This window comes from Bacillus cereus group sp. BfR-BA-01441, assembly GCF_022663075.1.
Lineage (GTDB): Bacteria > Bacillota > Bacilli > Bacillales > Bacillaceae_G > Bacillus_A > Bacillus_A cereus.
Genome location: NZ_JAKUEU010000371.1, coordinates 1 through 233, shown reverse-complemented (window position 1 = coordinate 233; position 233 = coordinate 1). Strand labels below are relative to the sequence as shown.

Genomic DNA, 233 nt, shown 5'->3' with positions numbered 1-233 from the left:
AACAAGATAAAGCTAAAAAAGAAGAAGCAATTAAGGAACAGCAAAAAAGTGAAGTAGAGAAAAAGAAAGTGGCACAAGTACAAGAAAAAAATGATATGGCTAAAAAAGAAGAAGCAATAAAAGCTGAGAAAAAAAGTGAAGAAGAGAAAAAGAGAATAGCGCAAGAACAGTTAAAAAACGATATGGCAAAAAAAGAAGCAGCGATAAAAGCCGAGCAAAAGAATGAAGTAGCT

General features: G+C 32.2%; 1 pseudogene. It reads left to right on the top strand.

Features of this window, described 5'->3' with window-relative positions:
- Nucleotides 1-233 (top strand): annotated as a pseudogene (locus tag MR107_RS32120) (LPXTG cell wall anchor domain-containing protein); the annotation flags it as partial.